The following is a 4192-nucleotide window of genomic DNA, read 5'->3' on the forward strand; positions in this document are numbered from 1 at the left end:
GCGGGCTTCGGCGCCGGATTCGAGGCGGCGGGCTTCGACGCGGACGCGGCGGCCGGCTTCGGTGCGGGCGCGGGTGCCGGCTTCGCGGACGGGCGCGGCGCGGCCGGAGTCGGCTCGGCGGCCCGGGACTTCGGCGTCACCGGCCGGGTCAGGCGCAGTTCGTCGTATTCGAAGGGCAGTTCGTCGTTGACGCCCTTGGGCCGGACCGTGACGGTGCGACCGTCGATACCGATGACCTTCGCCGATGTCCCCGGCTCGATGCCCAAACTCGGAATACCCTCGATGAGATAGACGGTCGCGCGCCGGTCCTCAGCAAGTGCGGTGGTCAGCTCGGCAAGCTGCTCGTCACTGAGGTGGTCTGCTCCGGCTCGTCTGCGGGGCGGCATGCCACGTCCTTCCTGGCTTCGGGTGAATTCGGTCCCGGGGTGGGTGGATCGCGAACACTGTCGCACAGAGGTACGACACGACCGTGTGCGACTCTTCGAAGGTCACGTCGTGTCCGCGGCGTGAACGGTGGGTGTTCGCCGAGCAGGTGGTCGGTCGCCCCGGCGGCGGTGAGGAGAGCAGGCGTGGAGGCTTCGGATCGGCAGGCGGACGACCGTGGGTCGGCGGTGTCGAAGGCGACGGTGTCGCTCGACCCGGAGTTGCTGACAGGAGTGCAGCGCGCATTCGAACGTTCCCTGCTCGGAGGCGACCGCCGCTACACCCAGCGACAGGCCGCGGAACTCGCCGGGGTTTCGACCGAGCGTGCCCAGCGTCTTTGGCAGGCATTGGGTTTCGCCGTCGACCCGGATCCGGGTGCGGTGATGTTCACCGACGGGGACGTGCAGGCACTGCGGAACATCGCGGCGCTTGTCTCCAGCGGCGCGGTCTCCCCCGACATGGAGGTGCCCGCCGCGCGGTCACTCGGCCAGTCGATGTCCCGCCTCGCCGAATGGCAGGTGTCGCTGCTCAACACCCATCTCCTCGACCGGCTCGACACGGCCTATGCGGGAACCGCCCCGGCCCCCGCGGAGATCGACGAGTTCGTCGGCACCCTGCTGCGCGACGTCCTGCAACTGGTCGAGGAGACCCAGATGTTCGTGTGGCGCCGCCACCTGGTCGCGACGACCGAACGCAACATCGTGCGGGCCCGCGAGGACGCGACGAGCCGCGACCTGGTCGTGGGTTTCGCCGACATGGTCGGCTACACGCGCCTGACGAGCCGCATCGAGGCCGACGAACTCAGCGACCTGCTCGAGGAGTTCGAGTCCGCTGTGACCACCGTCATCGCGCAGGGCCACGGATGGGTGATCAAGACCGTCGGCGACGAGGTGATGTTCGCAGCGGAGGATCCCGTCGACGGAGCCCGGATCGCGCTGGCGCTGCAGGAGTCGTTCGGGGCCCGGCCGGACGCCCCGGAGCTGAGGGTGGGGCTGGCATGGGGTCCGGCCCTGGCACGGTTCGGCGACCTGTTCGGCTCGGTCGTCAACATCGCGGCGCGATTGACCGGTGTGGCACGCCCCGGCACGATCCTCGTCGATTCGGCACTGGCCGACCGGCTCCGCGCGTCCGGCGAGTTCGAGGTGCGGTCGATCCGGAACCTACGCGTCAAGGACTTTCATCGGTTGCGACCGTCGGTACTGCGCGCGGCCCGTTCCTGACCGGACGGCATCCCCGTGCGGCCAGGAAGTCGTCGACGATGCGTTCGCACGCCGCGTGATCGAGCGACGGCAGGGTCGCGAGTTTCGTGAACACGACGGGCCCGATCAGCTGCGCGAGCGCGAGGTCGTAGTCGAAGTCACCGAGCTGCTCCCGCGCGGTCGGGGTGACGAAGACGCGGTCGAATGCCTCGCGGTACCGCTCGACGAGACGCTCACGCAGCGAGAGCAGTTCCGGGCGTTCGTGGCTCAGCGCCTCGGCGCTCGAGTAGTCCCCGAGCCCCGGTCCGAGCCCCATCCAGCACATCGCGGTCAGCGGGATCGGGATCTCGTCGAGGATCCGGGCCTGCGCGACGACCAGCGCCACCAGCTGATCGCGCAGGTCACCGTCCGGCACGGGCGGGATCGGGGGCAGCATTCGCGCGAAGGCCGCCGCGACGAGTTCCTCGCCGTTGGCGAAATGCCGGTAGAGGGTGGCCCGCGCGACGCGTGCCAGTCCGGTCACCGCATCGATGGTGACCGCTTCCGCTCCGCCCTTCGCCAGCAGTGCGGTCGCAGCGTCGAGCAGCCGTGCCCGCGACCTCGCCTTGCGGGGGTCCTCGTCGCCGTACCGACCGGGGGCGACCGGGTCGCGACCGTCGTCATCGGGGGCAGGCAGGGGCTGGGTACTCACGTCCACAGTTGTATCCGTTCGGCTTCGCCCTTGCCTGTGATACCGACAGTTCGGTTACGATACTGGCAGTCTCGTTTCTTCGTGACCCCGCTCCGGGAAGGCCGGCTCGTGTCCGAAACATCGGAAAAAAGCTCGACCAGCACCACCGCAACACCGGAACCCCAGTCACGCCTGACGCGGGCGCAGTGGTGGTTGCTGATCGTCGCCTGCGCGGCCGTGGCTCTCGTCGTCGCCGCGATGGCGTCGCTGAACATGGCGTTGCCCGACATCGCCGTCGACATCGGTGCGACCCAGAGCGAGCTGACCTGGATCGTGGACAGCTACACGCTCGTGCTCGCGGCGTTGCTGCTCCCGGCCGGCGCACTCGGCGACCGCTACGGCCGCCGCGGCGTGCTGGTCGCAGGTCTGGCGGTCGTCGCCGTGTCGTCGGCGCTGCCCCTCGTGCTCGACAGCCCGACGTGGATCATCGCCGCGCGGGGCCTCGCCGGACTCGGTGCGGCCCTGGTCATGCCCGCGACCCTCTCGGTGATCACCGCCGGATTCCCGGAGGAACGCCGTGCACGGGCGGTCGGTGTCTGGGCCGGAACCGCGGGTGCGGGATGCATCGCCGGCCTGCTCGTTTCCGGCGTCATCCTCGAATACAGCTCGTGGATCATGATTTTCGTCAGCTTCGCGGTGGCCGCCGTGGTGCTGCTCGTGGCGTCGCTGACGATCGCGTCGTCGCGGGCTCAGGAACACTTCCCGCCGGACCTGGTCGGCAGTGCCCTGTCGATCATCGCGGTGGGCCTGTTCGTGTTCGGGCTCATGGAGGGGCCACACCGCGGCTGGACCGACGCGGCGGTCCTCGCCTGCATCATTCTGGGTCTCGCTGCCGCAACGGGTTTCGTGCTCACCGAACTGCGCACGCCCGCTCCCCTGCTCGACGTCCGGTTGTTCACCCATCGCGCCTTCGGCTCCGGGGCACTGACACTGCTGTTCCAGTTCGTCGCGATGTTCGGCGTCTTCTTCATCGTCGTGCAGTACCTGCAGCTGGTGCTCGGCTACTCGCCGCTCGGCTCGTCGATCCAGTTGATCCCGCTCATCCTGCTGGTGATGACGGTGTCGGTGCTCATCCCACCGCTCGTCCCGCGAGTCGGGCTGCGCTTCCTCTTCACCGGCGGCCTCGCCGTCCTCACGGGCTCGTTCGTGCTGATCGGGAATCTCGATCCGCAGTCGTCGACCGTTCTCATCAACGTGGCCCTGTTGCTGCCGGGCGTCGGGCTGGGCATGGTCTCTGCGCCGGCGACACACGCGATCGTGTCGAGCACGCCCGACGACAAGCAGGGAGTGGCGTCCGCGGTCAACGACGCCACCCGCGAACTCGGCGCGGCGATCGGCGTGGCGGTCGCCGCGATGTACGGCCGGAAGATCGAACCGGTTGCGGCCGCGATTCCGGATCCGACCGCCAGTACCGCCGTCTCGGATTCGCTGGCGTCGGCACTGAAGGTCGCGGAGGCCGCGGGACCGCGCGGGGACGAACTCGCGGACCTGGCGCGGTCGGCGTTCCTCGCCGGCATGCAGCAGGCGTCGTGGACGATCGCGGTGATCCTCGCGATCGGCGCCGTGGTCGCGGCGTTCCTCTCCCCGGGCCGTTCCCGGGTCACGAAGGTCCGCGAACCGCACTGACCCCGGTTCGCGGCAGCGGCGTCAGCGTCCCGCGACTGACTGGTCGGCGCACGAGCACCGTTCGGCGACCGGGACGTCGCGCATCACGTCGTCGACGTGCTGGCCGCATCCTTCCCAGCCGGTCTTGCCACACACCGGGCAGGTCACGGGATAACACATGGCGATGTACCTCCAGATACTTCGGGTCTGTCGATTGTGCATGCGCGTCGGCGAG

The 4192-nt window shown here is 69.4% G+C and carries 4 protein-coding genes and 1 pseudogene; 2 read left to right on the plus strand and 3 right to left on the minus strand.

The features are described 5' to 3' along the window. Positions 1-386: pseudogene (locus I0Q12_RS32945) on the minus strand (translation initiation factor); the annotation flags it as partial. A 225-nt stretch (positions 387-611) separates the two neighbouring features. Here I0Q12_RS32945 and I0Q12_RS15720 point away from each other — a divergent pair. Further along, positions 612-1643, plus strand: coding sequence for an adenylate/guanylate cyclase domain-containing protein (locus I0Q12_RS15720; protein WP_374068709.1), 1032 nt, complete (start codon positions 612-614; stop codon positions 1641-1643). Here the strand turns inward: I0Q12_RS15720 and I0Q12_RS15725 are convergent. After that, positions 1591-2298, minus strand: coding sequence for a TetR/AcrR family transcriptional regulator (locus I0Q12_RS15725; protein WP_197252819.1), 708 nt, complete (start codon positions 2296-2298; stop codon positions 1591-1593). The genes I0Q12_RS15720 and I0Q12_RS15725 overlap by 53 nt on opposite strands. Positions 2299-2484: 186 nt before the next feature. Here I0Q12_RS15725 and I0Q12_RS15730 point away from each other — a divergent pair, with 186 nt between their 5' ends. Next, positions 2485-3978, plus strand: coding sequence for an MFS transporter (locus I0Q12_RS15730; protein WP_197252821.1), 1494 nt, complete (start codon positions 2485-2487; stop codon positions 3976-3978). Positions 3979-3999: 21 nt separating this feature from the next. On the opposite strand, the gene I0Q12_RS15735 is transcribed toward I0Q12_RS15730, so the two are convergent. Continuing rightward, the coding region (locus I0Q12_RS15735; protein WP_231610769.1) for a hypothetical protein at positions 4000-4192 on the minus strand (193 nt) is incomplete at its 5' end.

The organism is Rhodococcus sp. CX (assembly GCF_015865005.1).
In the GTDB taxonomy this organism is placed as follows: Bacteria; Actinomycetota; Actinomycetes; order Mycobacteriales; family Mycobacteriaceae; genus Rhodococcus.